The following is a 19,950-nucleotide window of genomic DNA, read 5'->3' as shown; positions in this document are numbered from 1 at the left end:
CTAAATAATAAAAACAATATGATGAACGACTCACATTTACATTTAGTGGCAAACCATCTACCCATTGTTGGTGTTTTGGTTGGTTTTCTGGTATTGATTTCAGGCTATATCATAAAGAACCACCAAGTAAAAAATACATCACTGGGTATTTTTGTATTCAGTGCTTTGACATCCATTGCTTCCTTTAATACAGGTGAAGGGGCAGCGGAAATTGTTGGGGATTTTTCTGGAGTAAGCGAAACACTTTTACATAACCATGAAGAATATGCAGAATTGTTTTTTACAACTATTGTGATTTTAGGTGGGGTGTCCCTTGCCGCTTTGTTTTTACACTACAAAAAATCGAAATACACTAAATATGGTTTTTCAATTGTTTTGCTATTCGCTATGGCCTCGACAATAATTTCCAAATATGTAGGATTGAGCGGAGGTGTGATTCGCCATACCGAAATTAGACATGATGCTGATATGATTCATTTAGATGCGGACAATGACAGCGATGACAATTAAAAGCATTACGAGGTATTGTTCGGAGATTCTTCAAAATGACAAATGCAAGAATCTCCCCTTCCACAACTTTGCCCATACGCAAGAAGTAATCGACAACGTTTTTCTGATTTCCAATGCCATAGGATTACAACCAAAAGAAGTGGATTTCATAGCTATTGCGGCTTGCTTTCATGATACAGGTTTCTCGGAAACCTATGAAGGACACGAAGAAGTAAGTAAACGATTGGCTGCTCAATATCTTTCAAAAACCAATTGTTCACAAACCGAAATTGAAAGGGTGCTTTCTTGTATCGATGCCACAAAGATGCCCCAAAACCCTTTGAATGTATATGACAAAGTACTTTGCGATGCCGATTTGTTCCATTTGGGAACAACTAATTACATGTACAGGAATATGCTCTTGCGAAAGGAATGGGAACTATTTTGTGACACCGTTATGACCGATAAAGAATGGCATCTCCTCAATATTAAATTTCTGGAGGAGTATCGGTTTAAGACCGCATATGGCAAAGAGGTCTTGGAAAAAGGGAAACAAGAAAATTTAAACAAACTAAAACAATTAATACGAATAAGATGAAAATAGCATTTACAAAACGGTTCGAATTGTTAAAAGGCTTCATCCTTTTGTTCCTAGGAATTTCCTTGTTATTGAGAGTCATTTTTCTTATTTGGAATTTTTCGGAAATCGACCATGGTGTTATTACCGTGTTTACCACATTCCTTATTGGGCTTTTTTACGATATCGGAACCGTTTCATTTTTTGCCCTAATCGCTACTTTATATTTTTTGATAGTACCCAAAGGTCTTATTGGTACTATGGCCGATAGGGTTATTTGTTATTCAGGCTTTATAGTGGGCGTGCTAATAATCTTCTTTTCATTCTTTGCAGAAATCACTTTTTGGGACGAATTTCAGAGAAGATTCAATTTTATTGCAGTTGACTATTTAATATACACTTACGAGGTAGTTAAGAATATAAATGAATCATACCCTATACCTATTTTGGTTGGAAGTATTGGAATACTTGTAATGCTTACGGTTTTACTCTTTATAAGATTACGGATATTCAAAAGAACTTTTGAAAGTACGGATCCATTTAAAATCCGCTTGCTACCAAGTGTAATCATATTGGGTATTGCGTTGATTTTTACTTTGTTTATCAAAAATGAAAATGCCGAGATTTCAGATAATCGCTATAACAATGAGCTTTCAAAAGCAGGTATTTATTCTTTTTTTGCAGCTTTTCGGAATAATGAACTTAGCTATCCTGAGTTTTACAAAACCGAGCCGATCGAAGAAGCGTTCTTAAAGGTAAATGGAAACATAAAGACCTTTCAAGACAGCATCTATACGCCATCTACGGGCATACGGAGGTATATTAGGAATGATGGTAAAGAGAAGAAACCTAACATTATTTTTATATGCATTGAGAGTTTAAGCGCAAAATATTTGGGAGCTTTTGGCAATGATAATATGTTGACCCCAACATTGGATTCCTTATCGCAAGTGGGACTATCGTTCGACAATTTAATGGCAACTGGCACTAGGACAGTTCGCGGAATGGAAGCCATTACACTTTCAATTCCCCCAACGCCTGGGAGAAGTATTGTTAAACGAGAGAAAAACAATAATCTCTTTACCATTGGCGAGATATTCAGGGGTAAAGGATACACAAGGACGTTCTTTTATGGGGGCGACGGATATTTTGACAATATGGACAAATATTTCAGTGGTAATGGATTTGACATTGTGGACAGGGGAAGAGGATTTCTGCCATCTGCGGATATTGTGACCAATCGTAAGAATATCGCGGATGAAGAAGTGACTTTTGAAAATGCCTGGGGGGTTTGTGATGAGGATATTTATAAAAAGGTGCTAAAAGAAGCCGATTCGGCTTTTGCCATAGGACGGCCTTTCCTTGATTTTATAATGACGACTTCGAACCATAAGCCATACACCTATCCTGCCAATAAGATTGGTATTCCATCAGGTACAGGAAGATACGGAGCCATTAAGTATACCGATTTCGCAATTCAAGAATTTTTAAGAAATGCAAAACAAAAACCTTGGTTTAAAAATACCGTTTTCGTATTAATGGCCGACCATTGTGCCAGCAGTGCTGGTCGTTGGGAACTCGATGTAGCCAATTATCATATTCCGGCAATGATATTAAATCTTGATGGTGTAGAAAAACAGCATATTGACAGACTTTGTTCCCAAGTCGATATCTTCCCCACATTATTTGCACAATTGGGTTGGACTTATGAAAGTAACCTTTTTGGACAGGACATTCTAAAAATGGAAGAGACTGATGAACGTGCCTTTATTGGCAACTATAGAAAATTAGGACTATTAAAGGGTCATGAACTTATGGTCTTAGGGGATCAAAAACAGGCTAATTTCTATAATTGGAAAAGAGATGACAATAGTTTGGTTGCAAAGCCTATGAACCAGGATTTTCTTAAAGAAACCATTTCCTATTTCCAAGTGGCCGACCATCTTTACAATAATAACGGACTATCCTTAAAAGTGAACGAATGAAAATTGTCCACTTCATAGTAAATCCAATTGCCGGTAAAGGGAAATCCCAAATTACAAAGCAATATCTATCGGCATACTTTGAAAAGAACTATTATTCAATTGTTGTAAAACATTCCTCCTATAAAGGACATGCGACACTTTTAGTACAACAGTCCATAAACGAAAAAGCTGAAATCATCGTTGCCTGTGGGGGTGATGGTACGATCAACGAAGTAGCATCCTGTTTGGTCAATTCTAAGATATTACTGGGGATTATCCCTATAGGTTCAGGTAATGGGTTGGCAAGAAACCTTAAAATCCCGAAAAACATAAATAAAGCCATTCAACGCATCAAAGGGCAAAAAGCTACCTCTATTGATGTAGGTAGAATCAATGGGGAATATTTTTTCAGCAACATTGGTTTTGGATTTGCCGCCAATACGATTTCAAATTTTGAAAGTTCTTCGAACAGAAGATTGATCACGTATCTAAGAGCAACTTTACAATCAATCAGGTCATTTAAAAATGATGCGAAATACACAATTGAAATTAATGGGAAAGAAGCGGTCTTACACCCTTTTTTAGTTTTCGTATCGAACACCAATATCATGGGCTATAATTTCTCCATTACAAGAAAGGCAATTTTAAATGACGGTTTTCTGGATGTTGTGATAATCGATCGATTGAATAAATTTAAAATCCTTTATCTCACATTTTTATTTCTACTCAGATCCGAACATAAGATCAAGGAATATTCTTATCATAGGGTTGAAAATGCTACAATGAAAATAGAAAATCAGGACATAGAAATCATTTTTGAGTTGGATGGCGAATTGAGGAGAACAAACCCTGTAGTACTGCATTTAGAGGTTTTAAAAGAAAGTCTAAAGGTGATAGCTTAAGATGTGTATAATCCATTGCTAGTTAGAGCCTACTACGAACCCCGAAGCGTCAGGGCTCGCGGACTTTCAATCTGTGATTTATTTACTAAATTTAGTGCTTACCCACGCAACTACGCTTAGACGAACCATTGTGCCTCATTATGACCAACCAATAACCTATGATAAAATTCTTTAGACGAATAAGGCAACAAGTTTTAACCGAAAACAAGTTTAGCAAATATTTACTTTACGCAATCGGAGAAATTGTTCTTGTTGTTATTGGAATTTTAATTGCATTACAAATAAACAATTGGAATGAAATAAGAAAAGACAACGCTGAAACAAATAAAATCAATTACGAATTAAACGCTGAATTTTTAAATAACAGAATAATATTAAAAAAAAGAATCAAAGATTTAAAGGCTGCCAACAATTATGTTCGCTCTGTATTGAGTTTAATAAATAAAAGTGAAACCGAATTTGAATTAATAAGCGTTGACAGTATAATCAACGAGTCTTTGAAATATGGAAATTACAACCCAGCAAATAGCACAATACAGGAGTTAATAAGTTCAGGAAAACTTGGTCTAATCCCAGACAGTTCCCTGAAAGAAAATCTATTTAATTGGTTGCAATCAATTGAAGACGCTGATGAGGATTTCAAGAATCAAGATTTGCAAACTTCCACTCAGTTAATTCCATATTTGGACAGGAACATATCGATGAAAAACTTGAACATTTATGAGAATGTTGGAATTGATAAAAAAACGGAACTTTTTAATGCTGCTGATTATTATAAAGTGTTCCACGATTTGAAATTCGAGAATTTATATCAAGGAAAATTATTATGGAATATTGTTATGATAAATCATTATAAAGAAATGGACTCTTTGGCTTTAGAAATAATAAATCAAACAGAAAATAAAAAATAAAGGACTACAGGTAACAAAACCTCCCATAAAAACCCTTATTCATTCTTTAAAATTCCCATAAAATCCTCTCTTGGGATTTCCTTGGCCCCGAGACTTTCCAAATGGCTGGTATATAATTGACAATCGATAAGGCGACATCCTTTTTGATCTAGTTCCCTAGCCAAATTGATAAAGGCAAACTTTGACGCATTGCTCACAGTACTGAACATGCTTTCCCCACAGAATACATGGCCTAGGTCAATCCCATAAAGTCCGCCAACCAAACGACCTTCTTCCCAAACCTCATACGATTGTGCAACCCCCATAGCATGCAATTTCAGATATGCCTTCTTCATATCCTGGGTAATCCACGTACCGTCTTGACCCTTGCGTTTTATCGTTGCACATTGATCGATCACTTGTTCAAACGATGTGTTCTTGGTCAATTGAAATTGCCCCCCCTTCAAGACCTTACGCATACTTTTCGAAATCCTCACTTGGTTCGGGTACAATACCATTCTAGGGTCGGGACTCCACCACATTACCATTGAGCCTTCGTTGAACCAAGGAAAAATTCCCCGCTTATAGGCCAGTAACAAACGTTCTGGGGAAAGGTCCCCACCAACAGCCACCAATCCGTCGATATGGGCATCCGCTACCGGAGGAAAGTCTATTTCATCGGTCAGGAATATCAATGGTTTACGATTACCATTCTTTTTCACCTCAGGGTTTTTAAAATTCAAATTGATTCAATACCGAAAGTTATCCAAAAACAAGGATAAAAAAAAGACCCAAAAAGGGTCTTTTCTATTTTGTTGGTCCAATACCCATTAAAAAGGCAGATCGTCATGATCTTCCTCATTGATGTTATCGGCTGGTTCAAAAGCATCCATAGGCGGTACTGGTGGAATATCGGCATTGCTTTCCGCTGCCTGAAGATTCTCGATACGCCAACCTTGAATAGAGTTGAAGTATTTTACCTCACCCTGTGGGTTTGTCCATTCACGTCCCCTGATGTTTATACTGATCTTTACATCCTGCCCTACTTGATAGCTGTTCAATAAATCACATTTATCCTGTACAAACTCGACCAGGATTTGTTGTGGGTATTGCTCCTCGGTGGTTATTACCACTTCCCTTTTTCTAAAACCATTATTTCCAAAGGTTTTGGTCTCTTCTATCTTTTTGATTTTTCCTTGTATTTCCATCTTTTGATAATTATGTAATCGCGATTAGTGTTAATGTATTCATTTCGAAAGTCCCAAGAGACAAATTCATTGATTCTTTCCATTTTTTTGAATTGCTTGTCCCTTATTCATGAATACCTTTCCGACCCCACTCCGTTAAGGAGAAAAACCAAATCATGCACGGTGTACAATCCAGGTCACAAAACCTGTCCATACCACACCTCAGATCGGAAGTATCGGATTAAATCAGGTAAAAACAATTCGCTGCCAAGTTAAGGGTTTTACCATTGGCTTCATAAAAACTGACCAAATAGTTATTTACAATTCGTTTGCCAAAAGTAGTTTCCACGCTGAAAGTACATCGTTCCGGTCAAGATATTCCTTGGCTTTACGATGTATGGATTGAAGGTCTTTGTTAGCTGCCAAAGAAGATATCCCTTCCTGTGAACCGATAAATTCCCCAATTTCGATTCTTGAAGGCAATTTTTCCACATTACCCAATTTTCCAAGGTCATTGCCTGTTAAAACCGTACTGTTCCTGATTCCTTCCGGAATGGCATCAACACCAATTCCCAAACTGGACAGTGGTTTGGGCACTTCGAACATCCCTTTATTGGCCCGTGAGTACCAATTGCCACCCATTCGGGCAACTTGATCGATCTTATATTGGTCTATACTACCATTTTCGTCCAATACGTTAGGGTTCAAATGTATTTTGACCACTTCGGAAAAAATCAGATTCCCGGCGCCACCTTCTTTTCCCAACGGTTCGATCTTGGTCACCTTACATTCAAACTGAACGGGTGATTCGGCTACCCTAAAGGGTTTGACCAAATCGGACGCCAACATGGTAAGACCTGCCTTTATAAACTCATTTTCCCCTTCAGGATATTCGGTACTTGAGAGCGACATTTGTTGAACGATTTCATACGTAACTACATTAATGACGGCCTCACCCACTTTTTCAACATTATCCAGGGTGTGTTTTGTGGTATTGTCGCGAACCCTACGCGCAGGAGAAAAAATCAATATGGGCGGGTTGGCGCTAAATACATTGAAAAAACTAAATGGCGAAAGATTAGGTCTTCCCTTTTCGTCAATGGTACTGACAAAAGCGATAGGTCTGGGCCCAATGGCACCTAAAAGGTATCCATGCAATTCTTGGGTCGTGATATCCTTTGGAATTATCGAGATCATATCATCCATAGTATAACAAATGTAGTCAATTTGACTGCGACTAAAAACAGATAGCCATCTACCCCACACACCATTTATGCTCATTTTACGTTATCTTTAAAGCATTAAACCGGTTGGATGGAATTTAACCCAAAAAAGAAGACCTCGAACTTTATTTTATTGGCCATAGCCTTTGCCATTGTGAGTTTGATTCTGTGGAACACCAATAGTTTCTTTAAAAAGTTCAAAGAGGAAGAACGTTTAAAAATGGAAATATGGGCTACCGCCCAATCTGAATTATTGCAATATTCGGAAGATATGGACATGGGCAACCTCACCATAAAGGTATTGCAAAACAACACCTCAACCCCAATGATATTGGTAAACAAGGATGGCTCGGTCAAGACCAATAACATGCCTGAGGAAAGTGCAAAGGATTCTTTGTACGTGCAACGAAACATCCAGAAATTCGAAAGTGAGAACACCCCCATATTCATTGACCAACAAGGAGAACACCTTGCCACCCTTTACTACGGGAATTCGGAGGTGTTGAATAAATTAAAATATTACCCCATAGCCCTTTTGTTGATCATTTTACTTTTTGCGGCTGTCATCTTCTTTTTCTTCAAAACGAACAAGGCTTCGGAACAAAACAAGTTGTGGGCAGGTATGGCCAAAGAGACCGCACACCAAATCGGCACCCCATTATCCTCCCTTCTAGGGTGGAACGAACTATTGAGGTCCGAAAAAATAAATCCAGAGATCACCAAGGAAATCGCCAAGGATATCGGTCGCTTGGAAACCATTACCGAACGATTCTCCAAAATCGGGTCTTTGCCCGAGTTAAAGGAGGTTGATATCGTCCAAGAAACAAAGGAAGCCTACGAATACCTGAAATTACGGAGTTCCAAATTGATCCATTTTTCGTTTAATTCAAGAGTTGAAAAATTACCCGTACTCCTAAACCATGCCTTGTACAATTGGACCATTGAAAATCTGGTCAAAAACGGTATTGATGCCATGAAAGGCAAAGGAAGTATCGCCATCGATATTATCCCTGCTGGAAAGTATGTGAACATCCTGATCGCCGATACGGGTGGCGGTATCCCGAAAAGTAATTACCAGAATATATTTAACCCAGGGGTTACCTCCAAAAAACGCGGATGGGGTTTAGGACTGTCATTAGTAAAAAGAATCGTGGAAGAATATCATAAGGGAAAGGTAAGGGTGCTTTCTTCCGGTAAGGAAGGTACCATCATGCAAATCTCCTTAAAAGTAAATAAGTAAACCATGTCAAAGGAAAAGTTAGTTGTCATAAAGGAAGCCAATATCACCAATAATTGTCCCGAGTGTTTTAATCAGGACATGAAGATAACCTTTAAACAGAAACATAAATACGGGAAGCTTTACGATAGAACAACCAGTGAGGTCACACACACCATTAGGTGCAATAAATGCGACTCCATTATCTATCCGGTGAATTGGACGGAGGATATAGAACGCATTTTCAATTATTATCAAAAAATGGTCACACCTGAAAAGTCGATAATCCGGTTTACACCCCTATTCTATATTCTTTTGGTTTCCCTATTGGCAGTAATTGGACTGGGCCTTTATCTTTGGCTATCCGGAATTATTCAATTTTAGAGGAAATGCTTTTGGCTATCGCAACAAATTCATCCTGTGTCAATGCCACTTTGTGCTGAAAGGTAGCTTCCTTCATTTGGTTCAAGGGAATCAAATGCACATGCACATGGGGCACTTCGAGCCCAATTACCGTCATACCCACCCGGTTACAATCGATAGCTGCCTCAATGGCTTTACCCACCTTTCTTGAAAAAGCCATTAATCCCATATAGGTCTCCTCATCCAAGTCCATAATCTTATCGACCTCTTTTTTAGGCACACATAACGTATGTCCTTTAGCATTCGGATTAATATCCAAAAAGGCAAAGAAATTCTCGTCCTCGGCTATTTTATAACATGGGATTTCCCCTTTGATGATTTTTGTAAAGATACTTGCCATGGTCAATTCATTTAAAATAAGTACAAAAAAACCTATCGTTAATGATAGGTTTAAAGATAAAGAATTATTGATTTTTATTACCTCGATATCTCTAAAATCTCAAAGGTTATTTTGCCATTTGGCACAGAAATTTCCGCGGTATCCCCCACTTTCTTGCCCAATAGCCCTTTACCTATTGGTGAGCTCACTGAAATTTTTCCCGATTTCAAATCCGCCTCGCTCTCTGCCACCAAGGTATATTTCATTTCCATACCATTGGTTTGGTTTTTCAATTTTACCGTAGACAGCACCAAGACCTTGGACGTATCCAATTGTGATTCGTCAATCAATCGTGCATTGGCCAAAGTGGCTTCCATTTTTGAAATCTTAAGCTCTAAAAGTCCCTGGGCTTCCTTGGCAGCGTCATACTCGGCATTCTCTGACAAATCACCCTTATCCCTAGCTTCGGCAATAGCCTGTGAAGCCTTTGGACGTTCAACGTCTTTAAGATAATTCAATTCGTCCCTTAATTTTTTTAAACCTTCAGCAGTATAATATGATACGTTACTCATAATTTATCCATTTTTAAGTCATACTCGAAGAATTTCCCTCAGTACTCTAAAACAATCCGCCATGTCGCGGGATTAATCCACCCAGCTACGATGAATGCCTTAGAAAGCACTTTTCCCATCACAGGGTTTCATTAATAGGAAAATCCCCTTATTTTAAAGAGGATTTAACGCAAATATACATATTTTTTGTTCAATTTTGTATTTGTTCTATTATATAGAAATTGAAATATGAATCGTATTTATCCCCTATTTTTATTGTTCTTGATTTTGGGTTGCAGCAGTAGCGGTACCAATAGAAATCCATACTTACAAGAAATCTCGTTTAGCTACGAAATGAATTTGAACTTACCTTTATATAGCCCTTTGACAAATACTGGATCCTCGGTATATGTAGGAGCGAAGGGTGTAGGTACTGCAGGCATTTTTGTCATTAACTCAGGGTTCAACCAATTCGTCGCATCAGAAGCCAGCTGCCCTAACCATGCTCCCAACGATTGTTCAACAATGATTCTTAATGGCCAGACGGCCACATGTCCTTGCGATGATTATGAATACAGTTTGTTTACAGGGCAAATGCTCAACAGACCGGATGATGGTGGTCGTTATTACGATATGCTGATTTACAATAACACCTATAACAATAACATAGTTAGGGTTTATAATTAACACTTATGGTTCATCCACATAACTAAAAGTAGCCAAAATGAAATACAGAAGACTTGGAAAAACCGATTTCAGCGTTTCGGAAATATCATTGGGAACTTGGCAGGTAGGAGGTTCATGGGGAAGTGGATTCGACAATTCCTCCGCGGATAAAATCATCAATACCGCCATTGACAACGGAATCAATTTTATCGACACTGCGGATGTTTATGAAGCAGGATTGAGTGAAGCCGCTGTTGGAAGGGTCGTAAGATCCAGAAAGGAAGAAGTCTATGTGGCTACAAAATGCGGGCGGCAAATCAACCCCCATACCAACGAAAACTACCAACCCAAAGTACTTCGTAAATATGTTGAGGACAGCTTGAAGAATATGGGATTGGAATGTTTGGACCTCATACAACTCCATTGTCCGCCTACCGAAGTATTCTACCGACCTGAGATTTTTGAATTATTCGATCGCTTAAAGGATGAAGGGAAAATAAAGCACCTTGGCATAAGTGTTGAAAAAATTGAGGAAGCCTTAAAAGGAATCGAATATGAAAACGTCGCTACCGTACAGATTATCTTCAATATGTTTCGGCAACGCCCCAAAGAACTGTTTTTTGAACAGGTAAAAAAAAGGGATGTCGGGGTGATCGTTCGCGTACCTTTGGCCAGTGGTCTATTAACAGGCAAATTCAGTGCAGCAAGCACCTTTGATGCGGATGACCATCGAAATTTCAATAGGGATGGTGCCTTCTTCGATAAAGGTGAAACATTTTCCGGAATTCCTTATGATTTAGGCCTTAAAGCTGTGGAAGGGCTAAAAGCACTATTTCCGAACCACACGAATTTAGCTCCTATCGCCTTACGATGGATTTTGGATCACCCGGAAGTAGGATGTATTATTCCAGGGGCATCAAAAGAGGCACATTTACTATCGAATATTACCGCAAGTGACCTACCGCCACTAACCGAAGGGCAACACCAGCAAGTAGATGCCATTTACGACCGATTGATTCGTAAACATGTACACCATTCATGGTAAGGGATTTTAAATATTCCCTAAAATCCTGTCCATGACCCAACTGGCATGCAATCCTGATTTCCCCAAGGAAGGATGTTCTTTAACACCCAATAAGTGATTTTTGATGTTCGCCACATGAAACTGTTGAATATGTTTCGGATTTTCGATTTCGAGTTTTTCTTCTCCGTTTGGATTTATCAGGATAATCGGGGCTTCATCAAAAACAGAAAATATGATTTTGCCTTTACTCCCGTATATTTCAACCTTGTCTTCCCGCTCATAACAGCCAAAATTCCAGCTACCGGAACCCAAGACCCCACTTTCATGTTTCCATTGGCCCATAATCGCATCTTTTGCCGTGTACAATCCCATTTGATTGGTGGCAATACCACTGGCCTCCGAAATATCACCTAATAGATGAACAAATAGATCGAGCCCATGACTTGCCAAGTCATCAAAATAACCACCTGGCGCGATTTTGGCATCGGTTCGCCAATTGTACTCCCCACTAAGATCCGAATCATTGGGCTGTTTGGACAATTGCCAACAGATCTGCCTTACCTCCCCGATTTTTCCATCGTTCAACCATTCTTTTACTTTATCAAAACGAGGTAAAGAACGCCTGTAATAGGCAATGAACAACGGCAATTTCTTATCATTGAAGGCCTTGTGGATTTCTAGACTATCGGAATAGTTGGGTGCCATTGGCTTTTCGATACAACACGGCTTACCCGCCGCTGCCACTTTCAATGCATAGGCTTTATGGGAATCCGGTGGTGTGGCGATATAAACGGCATCTATTTCCTCATCGGCTATCAAATCATCTGCGTTGGTATAAAATTTAGCTATACCATGTCTCTTTGCATAATCTGCGGCTTTTTCCTTGTTGCGCCGCATTACGGCACGAACCTCAAACCCCTCTGTATTCTGATAAGCTGGCCCACTCTTCACTTCTGTCACTGCCCCGCAACCGATTATGCCCCATCTTATATTCTTATCCTCTTTCATTACTCTCTGTATTTCAGTATATCGTTATGAAAAAATCAATTATCGTCCTTACTGATTTTCTGATCTTTTCCCATTAAAAAATAAAGCATGGTACCCAATGGATTTAAAAACAAGATTTGCCAAATACCAAAACCTACATCCATAGTATCCATGATTGGATGATAAAACTACAAATAAACGAGCATGGCACAAAACCGAGGTTAAGTGCCATGTTATTATTGTGAATCGCCTTAAACGCGAATGCTATTAAAAATCAAAGGTGACACCGAGTAAAAAATTAGTACCTGCCTGTGGATAATAGCCCGCACCTTCTATGGTTGCCGTTTGTCCTGGGTTTGACCAAGTGTCGTCATAGGTATAGAAATAACCGTTGGAAACATATTTGGCATCAAAGATATTGTTCACCAACAAAGAAAGGGTCAGCCGTTTTACAAAGGAATTGGTCTCAATCGTATATTGGGCATTGAAATCGGTTTGTGAATAGTCATCCAATACAGATCGGTCAGAATCGATATTTCCCATATACTGTTTACCCACATATTTGCTCAAGAGTGAAAGTTGCAAGTTTTCATTGGGCATGTATGAAATGGCATTCCCCACAATAACATCAGGGGAAAAGGCAATATCGGTATTTCCTAAATCCTCAAGAACCCCATCGCGTTGAAAAACAAAATCCTTATTCTTATTGGAGCTCAATGCAACATTCGGATTTAGACTGAATTTATCGCCTAAGGCAAGATGGGCATCAATCTCCAATCCAAATCGATAACTATCACCAACATTGGCCCGTAGCGGTGCCCCCACATCATTCAGCTCACCAGTGAGTACCAATTGGTCCTTGTATTTCATGTAATACACATTGGTACTTACCTGCACATTCGGTGAAACATACCTCCAACCCAATTCCAGGTCATTTAGCTTCTCTGGTTTAGGACTCCCATTCTCATAATCATTTCTATTGGGCTCCCGATTTGCTACGGCGAAAGAAAGATAGAAATTGTTGTTTTGGTTCAGGTCATAGGATGCCCCGAATTTCGGGTTAAAGAAATTGAAGGTATCATCGACCAATCCGGTATCATCGCCATTTGCCGTGTACCCTACTGTTCTATATTGTAGATCTCCGAAGAGACTCCAATGATCACCTAAATTATAATTGGCCTTGGTGAAAACATTAAAATCGGTCTTTTTCGAGGAATCGTCATAATAGCGATCACGTATAAAACTATTTGGGGCGTATTCGGCCCAAATTACTTCCCCATAATGATCGCCCTCATAGGTATTCCAGCCACCCCCTAAGATAAGGTCTAAATTTCCTTTATTGTAATGGGCCGAAAAAACGGTTCCGAAGAAATCGTTATCCAACCATCTTCTTCGCACTAGGTCTGTCGAATTCACCTCTTCCCCATTGACCAATAAAGGTTCAAAACCATAGGTCTCAAAATCATCATCCTCTTTAAACTGCTCAAAAAAGCCCCTACCACGGGTATAATGCAATGCTAAGTTCGTATTCCAATTATCGTTCAATTTTTGATTCCAAAGGAGCTGGGCATGGTTTTGTTTATAATCGTCGACCTCATTATCATAAAATTGGGTATTCCCATTGCCATCTGTGTATATCCCAGCGGGATTAAAGGTTCTATCACTTTTTAACGTGGTGGCATCAATACCATTCCATGCCTGATAGGTAACTTCATGTCCTCCAAAAAGAACAGCCTTTAAAATGGTATTCCCGTTTTTAAACGCCCCCTGCAAAAAGTAGGAATCGAGTTCTGAGGAGGCCCTATCGATATAACCATCCGAAGTGATTCTGGACAATCGCCCGGAAATCTCCATATGATCGTTCAATAGGCCGGTACTGAACTTTAAGTTATTCCGTAAGGTATTATAACTCCCTACTGAGGAAGAAATACGACCAAAGGCCTCTTCGGACACCCCGTCAGTCGCAATGTTAAGACTTGCCCCAAAGGCCCCAGCCCCATTGGTTGATGTACCTACGCCACGCTGTAATTGCAAACTTTCGGTAGAGGAGGCAAAATCGGGCATGTTCACCCAGAATGTTCCATGCGATTCAGAATCGTTATAGGGTATACCGTTTATGGTTACGTTCACCCTAGTGGCATCACTACCACGAACCCTGATTCCCGTATAGCCAACACCGGCCCCGGCATCGGACGTAGTGACCACGGCAGGCATAAAATTCAATAAAATCGGAATATCCTGTCCCAAGTTCCTCGGTTTTAAATCTTCCTTAGTAAGATTGGTAAAGGTGACAGGCGATTCCTTTGTAGCCCTCACGGCAGATACAAAGACCTCATCCAAGGCAATTTTTTTGCCTTCCAAAGAATCGGTTTTGGTTTCTTGGGCTGTAAGCCCCAAGGCCATAAGGCCCAATGAGATGGATAAAAATTTAATGCGATGGCTTTTTTCAATCGTTGCCGATCGCATTGAACCGCACTTCGAATTTGCAGTTCTTGCATTAGAAAAGGAATAGAGCAATTTCATTCGTAATAGGTTTATTACGAATAAAAGGGGCGTTATTCTTGGTTAAAAATGATTTTTGTTTCCAATGGAAACGTTATGATAATCCAAATGGCAACCTTTGCCTCCCTTGGCAGCATTACCTGCCCAGGTTCGTTGGGTATAATCTCAGCTTATCCCGATCTTCTTAAGAAAAGTCCTGTTTAAAGTTCGAGGGTTAAGCACCCCTTTGAGATGGTGCAAATGTAATACAGCCTTTTTAATCTTTCATAAAAAAAAGCAAAAATATTTCACGTCAATCCACAAGAGGGGAAAGGTTACAAATTATTGCTACCATTCGATCCTGTATATCGGATTCGTACGTATCTAAGATAAGAAAAAGACGCTATGGAAAAGTCCAAAAATAAATTCACTATTAAGATCGCCCTCAGTTATCTACTGCTGATCTTGCTAGCGTCCATTGCCTCATTCTACATTTTTTTGGAAATACGGAATTATATCTCCAACGACACTTTCGACAATAATGAGACCAAATTACTAAAGACCAGTGCATTACTTACCGATATCTATGAAGCGGAAAGTTTATCGAAACGAGCCATTCAACATCGTGAAAAGAAAAACATCCTTGCCTACTCAAAAAAAATAGATTCCATATTCACCGATATTGAAAGCCTTAAAAACCTATCACAAAGCAAGAACCAAGCCGCGCTATTGGATAGTTTATGTTACTTATTGGAGAAAAAGGTAACCAACAACAACGCTTTACGAAAATTAAAAACCGAGAACAAAACCGGAGAATCTATAAACAACGCCCTTGACGAGCTCAACAAAATGGAGGCTTCCCTAGGGATCATTACTGCCGAAAACCTGGCCCCAAATTTTAATGAACTACCTCCCAAAGCCCAAGAATCCATTCGTAAAATGGCCAATTATTTGAATGAAAACATCCCCTCGGATGAAACGGAAATCAACAGGTCAAAAAAAACAGACTCCATACTACAGGTTTCAAAGCAGCTTATAAAAGGAATCAAAGCGGACAATACCATCAATGAAAACTCCCAAACCTATCAAGAATCGAAAATCAACCAAACCGACCTAGAGCTTTCCCAACAATTGCGCAATATCATCACTTCATTGGAAAAAGAGGTACTGGTAAGTAGCATCAATGACAACATCAATAGGGAAGCCGCCTTAAAACGAAGCATTCAATTGGCCGTAATTGCCGCTATATTGAGCTTTCTTGTGGTTGGGATATTCACTTTCATCATTAACCGGGATTTCTGGAAGGCCAATGTATACCGACAAAAACTGGAAAAGGAAAAAAGGTTCTCCGAATCCTTGTTAAAAAGCCGGGAGCAGCTTATCAAAACCGTTAGCCATGACCTTAGAACCCCCTTGAATACCATCATGGGGTATTCAGAAATCATAGAGAAATCAAAACTATCCCCAAACCAAAACGAATACCTGACCCATATTAAGTCGGCGGCGGGTTATGTCAATAATCTGGTAAATGACCTCCTCGATTTCACAAGATTGGAAACGGGGAAAATCAACATCAAAAAAGTACCCTTAAACCTTTCGCAGCTCATCAAGGAATCTTCACATGACCTTTCGGTACAATATAAGGACAAGGATATCTTCGTTATATTGGATATTGATGATGAATTGGACCGGGACATCCTGGGCGACCCCATCCGATTACGTCAAATTATAAACAACCTCTTGGGTAACGCCTTTAAATTCACGGAAGAAGGAAGCATTACCATTAAAGCCCATCGATTGAAAAACCGTTTTTCAGATAACCTGATCCAAATTCAAATCTCGGATACGGGTATTGGTATCAATAAAGAAAAACAGCAACTGATCTTTAAGGAATTTACGCAGGCAGAAATCGATACGGAGAAAAAATACGGCGGATACGGCCTAGGACTTACCATTTCCAAAAAACTTGTGGATTTACTAGGAGGTAGAATGACCTTGGAGAGTACTTTGGGGGTTGGCAGTACCTTTACCATAACCCTGCCGTTCGATTTTACAACAGCACCTACCCAGCCCAAAATCCCTAGCCATGAAAAAACCCTACACCATAAATCGACCATACTTATCATTGATGATGATGCATCATTTATACAAATGGTGGGTGAGTTTTTAAAATCGAAGAATATTGAACCCATATTGTGCACCGATTTCAGCACCCTACAAAAAGAAGGTTTGGAATATGGAGTAGTACTGACCGATATTGAAATGCCTTCGATTACCGGATTTGAGGTACTGACCCAATTGAAGTCGGGTAAATACGGCCATTATTCGGACCAGCCCATTATAGCCATGACCGGAAGACGGGATTTAAACGAACATCTTTTTCTGTCCCACGGATTTACAACCGTACTACAAAAACCATTTTCCAACACCCAACTATTCCACACCCTACAACCCTTTCTTTCTTTGGAAATAAACAGCTATAAAATGACCTCGGCCAAACCTTTGCCAACCGAAGAGGAAGGTACGACCTATAGCCTAAGGATCCTTCGTTCATTCTTGGGTGATGACGATAAATCAATTAACGAAGTATTGCAAACATTTATAAAGGACACCTCTAAGAGCATGGAAACATTAAAAGAGGCCGCTACCCAAAATAATTATCAGAAAAGCAAAAATACAGCCCATAGAATGTTACCAATGTTCAGGCAATTGGAAGTTGACCCCTCCTGTATTGATTTACTGTGTAAATTGGAAAGTACGGCATCCGGTTCCATGGATTTACTTCAAACCTATGATAGCCTAATGAACCATATTACCCCGTTGCTAGAAGAACTAAGGAAACGTGTGGCTACACATCCAGATCATAGTGACTGATTCTATTGTACAAGGTCTTTCTTGTAACCTGAAGAAGCTTGGCTGCCTTGGACTTATTATAATTGGTACGTTTAAGCGCCTTTATAATTTGCTCCTTTTCAAATTCGGATTTGGAGATATCCCCATTATCGTTGTTTACAGTAGGTGTTTCGATAATTTCGGTGGGCAAGGCTTCTAATGTTATTTCACCGTCCCCAGTCAACAGTACGGCACGTTGTATAACATTCTGCAGTTCCCGAATATTTCCCGGCCAGCCATAGGATTCAAAAATATCCCAAACTTCCTTCGTGAATCCGGTAATCCCTTTATTCAAGCGCTTATTGGAAACTTCCAGAAAATGTTCCACAAGAACCACCAAATCTCCCTGCCTATCTATCAAGGAAGGTATCTGAAGTGAAAATTCATTCAGCCTGTGGTACAAATCCTCCCGAAACCTTCCCTCCTTTACCGCAACCTTCAAATCCTCGTTGGTTGCCGTAAGTATCCTAACATCCACATCAATTTCCTTAGTGCTTCCGATACGCCTAATCCTACGTTCTTGCAATGCCCGCAAAAGTTGTATCTGGTTGTCATAAGGCAGATTGCCTACTTCATCCAAGAAGAGCGTGCCCCCATTTGCCGCCTCGAATGTCCCTACCTTATCATTTATCGCACCTGTAAAACTTCCCTTTAAATGTCCAAAGAACTCACTAGAGGCCAATTCTTTGGGAATGGCCCCACAATCCACGGCGATAAAGGGTCTACCACTTCTTTCACTACGGTCGTGGATAGACTTTGCCGTAACCTCCTTACCTGTGCCACTCTCCCCTGTAATCAACACTGACATGTCGGTTGGCGCGACGAGGCCAATATATTCTTCCAACTTTTTAGATGCTGGGCTCACTAAATTGAGACTACCGATAATTTTCGAGGAAGGCTGTTGGGGTTCCAAATTTTCCCTAGGGGCAACTTGTCCTTTTTGTGATGTTTCCGTTTTCGGGGTTGTACTTAAGGCAGAACCGATAATTTTTAATACGGCCTCGGGGGTAAAAGGTTTTGATATATAGTCATAAGCCCCTTTTTTCATGGCCGTGACTGCGGAACTTACCTCGGCATAACCTGTCATTATAATCACAGGCACCTTCTGTTGCATGTCCGTGATCAACTCTATTCCTTCGGCATCGGGCAATCTTAAATCGGTCAACACTAGATCAAACGCGTTTTGTTTTAATTTCTGTCTTCCTTCCTTCACCGTAAAACCGATTTCCACCCCATATCCCTTTTTAATCAAAAACTTTTGCAACATCTGGGCAAACGTGGTATCGTCCTCAATAATCAAGATTTTAGGCATAGCGTTATTCATCATAGGTATGTACGTAAAATTACCACAAGTAAGCTATATGGTATCTAAAATTATTCTAAACCTAAAATGTCATTGCCGTAAATATTGAAACGATATACAATCCTGTTAAAATGAAAAAGGGTAGCAAAATGCTACCCTTTTTACGACCAAACCAACGAAACAAAAGTGGGGTGTGGTTGTAAAGCCACCGTAAAAAAATATAGGTAAGATTTAAATGGTGATAAATAGAATTTTAATTGCCGTGCATTTTTTTAAGGTCGTTGATCGGTGCACTTGCTAAAAACCTATTCATCATATAAATCGAATGTCGATCACAAAAAACTGCCCGAAGGCAGCTTTAAGATTCGAAACCCAAATACGTCTTACATCTCGATCCAGTTCCCTTCGGCATCGGCGTACAATTCCGTTGTACTACCATCTTCGGAAGAAACTTCCAATTTAAATTGCTCCTCGCCATTTTTATATGCTTTGACCAACGTTACGCCAGGATATGCTTCTTCCAAAGCGCTGGTTATGGCCTCAGGGACTTCTGAAATTTCTATTTCAGTAAAATCCTGCACAAGAACCTCTTCCATTATTCCATCGTGGAAAATAGGGGAAGCGGCAGTACTAACGGTTAAACCTCCTAAAACCAATGCTGTTGCAAAAACTAATTTTTTCATTTTTATAGATTTTAATTAAACATTCTTGATTAACGTTATGACAAAACAATGCCAAAACCCATCAAGGGTGTTATTCCTTTTTAATCGATTGATTCCTAGTTTTTTACACGAAATCATTAAAAATGGCAAACTGTATAAAAATGTGTTTAAATAAAAAAAAGTGTATAAAAATT

At 39.4% G+C, this 19,950-nt stretch carries 19 protein-coding genes; 10 read left to right on the top strand and 9 right to left on the bottom strand.

Annotation, left to right across the window (positions count from 1 at the left end):
• Window positions 1-18 precede the first annotated feature (18 nt).
• The 5 genes from LX92_RS02870 to LX92_RS02850 all read left to right on the top strand — a co-directional run bounded on the left by LX92_RS02870 (window position 19) and on the right by LX92_RS02850 (window position 4,843).
• Window positions 19-510 carry a hypothetical protein gene (locus LX92_RS02870; RefSeq protein ID WP_223308314.1) on the top strand — a complete coding sequence of 164 codons (492 nt, stop codon included), beginning with the start codon at window positions 19-21 and terminating at the stop codon, window positions 508-510.
• Window positions 491-1,087 (top strand): HD domain-containing protein, encoded by a 597-nt coding sequence (locus LX92_RS02865; protein WP_146197791.1) that lies wholly within the window; start codon window positions 491-493, stop codon window positions 1,085-1,087. The genes LX92_RS02870 and LX92_RS02865 overlap by 20 nt, the downstream gene beginning before the upstream one ends.
• Window positions 1,084-3,051, top strand: a complete 1,968-nt coding sequence (locus LX92_RS02860) for an LTA synthase family protein (protein ID WP_109648749.1) — start codon at window positions 1,084-1,086, stop codon at window positions 3,049-3,051. The genes LX92_RS02865 and LX92_RS02860 overlap by 4 nt, the downstream gene beginning before the upstream one ends.
• Window positions 3,048-3,932 (top strand): diacylglycerol/lipid kinase family protein, encoded by an 885-nt coding sequence (locus LX92_RS02855; protein WP_109648748.1) that lies wholly within the window; start codon window positions 3,048-3,050, stop codon window positions 3,930-3,932. Before LX92_RS02860 ends, LX92_RS02855 begins: the two co-directional genes overlap by 4 nt.
• Window positions 3,933-4,090: 158 nt before the next feature.
• The gene (locus LX92_RS02850) at window positions 4,091-4,843 is read left to right on the top strand and encodes a DUF6090 family protein (RefSeq protein ID WP_109648747.1); all 753 of its coding nucleotides are present in this window, start codon (window positions 4,091-4,093) and stop codon (window positions 4,841-4,843) included.
• A 35-nt stretch (window positions 4,844-4,878) separates the two neighbouring features.
• Here the strand turns inward: LX92_RS02850 and aat are convergent, their stop codons facing one another.
• The 3 genes from aat to LX92_RS02835 all read right to left on the bottom strand — a co-directional run bounded on the left by aat (window position 4,879) and on the right by LX92_RS02835 (window position 7,206).
• Window positions 4,879-5,544, bottom strand: coding sequence for a leucyl/phenylalanyl-tRNA--protein transferase (gene aat / locus LX92_RS02845; protein ID WP_244915917.1), 666 nt, complete (start codon window positions 5,542-5,544; stop codon window positions 4,879-4,881).
• Window positions 5,545-5,652: 108 nt separating this feature from the next.
• Window positions 5,653-6,030: a DUF3127 domain-containing protein gene (locus LX92_RS02840; RefSeq protein WP_109648746.1), complete on the bottom strand. Its 378-nt coding sequence runs from the start codon at window positions 6,028-6,030 to the stop codon at window positions 5,653-5,655.
• Window positions 6,031-6,327: 297 nt separating this feature from the next.
• Window positions 6,328-7,206 carry a flavin reductase family protein gene (locus tag LX92_RS02835; protein ID WP_109649051.1) on the bottom strand — a complete coding sequence of 293 codons (879 nt, stop codon included), beginning with the start codon at window positions 7,204-7,206 and terminating at the stop codon, window positions 6,328-6,330.
• 117 nt (window positions 7,207-7,323) lie between these two features.
• On the opposite strand from LX92_RS02835, the gene LX92_RS02830 reads away from it, so the two are divergent.
• Together LX92_RS02830 and LX92_RS02825 are read left to right on the top strand one after the other, a co-directional pair.
• Window positions 7,324-8,472, top strand: coding sequence for a sensor histidine kinase (locus LX92_RS02830; RefSeq protein WP_109648745.1), 1,149 nt, complete (start codon window positions 7,324-7,326; stop codon window positions 8,470-8,472).
• A 3-nt stretch (window positions 8,473-8,475) separates the two neighbouring features.
• Entirely contained in the window at window positions 8,476-8,832 is a 357-nt protein-coding gene (locus LX92_RS02825; protein WP_109648744.1) for a hypothetical protein, read from the top strand.
• On the opposite strand, the gene LX92_RS02820 is transcribed toward LX92_RS02825, so the two are convergent.
• Both LX92_RS02820 and greA read right to left on the bottom strand, forming a co-directional pair.
• The gene (locus LX92_RS02820) at window positions 8,819-9,211 is read right to left on the bottom strand and encodes an HIT family protein (protein ID WP_109648743.1); all 393 of its coding nucleotides are present in this window, start codon (window positions 9,209-9,211) and stop codon (window positions 8,819-8,821) included. The genes LX92_RS02825 and LX92_RS02820 overlap by 14 nt on opposite strands.
• A gap of 77 nt (window positions 9,212-9,288) precedes the next feature.
• Entirely contained in the window at window positions 9,289-9,762 is a 474-nt protein-coding gene (gene greA / locus LX92_RS02815) for a transcription elongation factor GreA (protein WP_109648742.1), read from the bottom strand.
• 228 nt (window positions 9,763-9,990) lie between these two features.
• Here greA and LX92_RS02810 point away from each other — a divergent pair, with 228 nt between their 5' ends.
• The gene (locus tag LX92_RS02810) at window positions 9,991-10,428 is read left to right on the top strand and encodes a Rieske (2Fe-2S) protein (RefSeq protein WP_170117783.1); all 438 of its coding nucleotides are present in this window, start codon (window positions 9,991-9,993) and stop codon (window positions 10,426-10,428) included.
• A 37-nt stretch (window positions 10,429-10,465) separates the two neighbouring features.
• Window positions 10,466-11,452 (top strand): aldo/keto reductase, encoded by a 987-nt coding sequence (locus tag LX92_RS02805; RefSeq protein WP_109648741.1) that lies wholly within the window; start codon window positions 10,466-10,468, stop codon window positions 11,450-11,452.
• 6 nt (window positions 11,453-11,458) lie between these two features.
• On the opposite strand, the gene LX92_RS02800 is transcribed toward LX92_RS02805, so the two are convergent.
• Window positions 11,459-12,439, bottom strand: a complete 981-nt coding sequence (locus tag LX92_RS02800) for a Gfo/Idh/MocA family protein (protein ID WP_109648740.1) — start codon at window positions 12,437-12,439, stop codon at window positions 11,459-11,461.
• 246 nt (window positions 12,440-12,685) lie between these two features.
• Complete coding sequence (locus tag LX92_RS02795; protein WP_223308330.1) at window positions 12,686-14,821, bottom strand: TonB-dependent receptor; 2,136 nt, start codon at window positions 14,819-14,821, stop codon at window positions 12,686-12,688.
• A 483-nt stretch (window positions 14,822-15,304) separates the two neighbouring features.
• Between LX92_RS02795 and LX92_RS02790 the strand changes: the two genes are divergently transcribed.
• On the top strand, window positions 15,305-17,773 hold the full coding sequence (locus LX92_RS02790; RefSeq protein WP_109648738.1) for a hybrid sensor histidine kinase/response regulator: 2,469 nt from the start codon (window positions 15,305-15,307) through the stop codon (window positions 17,771-17,773).
• Here LX92_RS02790 and LX92_RS02785 read toward each other — a convergent pair.
• Both LX92_RS02785 and LX92_RS02780 read right to left on the bottom strand, forming a co-directional pair.
• On the bottom strand, window positions 17,748-19,118 hold the full coding sequence (locus LX92_RS02785; protein WP_317047045.1) for a sigma-54-dependent transcriptional regulator: 1,371 nt from the start codon (window positions 19,116-19,118) through the stop codon (window positions 17,748-17,750). The two genes, LX92_RS02790 and LX92_RS02785, sit on opposite strands and share 26 nt — an antisense overlap.
• A 359-nt stretch (window positions 19,119-19,477) precedes the next feature.
• Window positions 19,478-19,777, bottom strand: a complete 300-nt coding sequence (locus LX92_RS02780; protein ID WP_109648737.1) for a hypothetical protein — start codon at window positions 19,775-19,777, stop codon at window positions 19,478-19,480.
• Window positions 19,778-19,950: the final 173 nt, after the last annotated feature.

The sequence above is a fragment of the Maribacter polysiphoniae genome (assembly GCF_003148665.1).
In the GTDB taxonomy this organism is placed as follows: domain Bacteria; phylum Bacteroidota; class Bacteroidia; order Flavobacteriales; family Flavobacteriaceae; genus Maribacter_A; species Maribacter_A polysiphoniae.
The sequence above is the reverse complement of the archived record's forward strand: the minus strand, read 5'-3'. Positions and strand labels throughout refer to the sequence as shown.